The organism is Streptomyces sp. URMC 124, from assembly GCF_051386455.1.
In the GTDB taxonomy this organism is placed as follows: domain Bacteria; phylum Actinomycetota; class Actinomycetes; order Streptomycetales; family Streptomycetaceae; genus Streptomyces.
On sequence record NZ_JBPQTS010000659.1, the window covers coordinates 1 to 233 of the forward strand.

At 68.7% G+C, this 233-nt stretch carries 1 pseudogene; it reads left to right on the plus strand.

The window, feature by feature from the left end:
• Positions 1–233: pseudogene (locus ACSNOG_RS34070) on the plus strand (molybdate ABC transporter permease subunit); the annotation flags it as partial.

A 233-nucleotide genomic window follows, 5' to 3' on the forward strand; every position in this document is an offset into this window, starting at 1 on the left:
TGATCGCGGGCGCGGCCCTCAGCTGGGCCAGGGCCCTGGGGGAATTCGGCGCCACGATCACCTTCGCGGGCAACCTCCCCGGCGAAACGCAAACCCTCCCCCTCCAGGTCTACCTGCTCCTCCAGGACGACCCACAGGGGGCGACAGCGGTATCCCTCCTTCTCCTGCTCATCGCAACGACCGTGCTGCTCTCCCTCAGGGGCCACTGGCTGCAGCCGCGAACGAACGGAAGG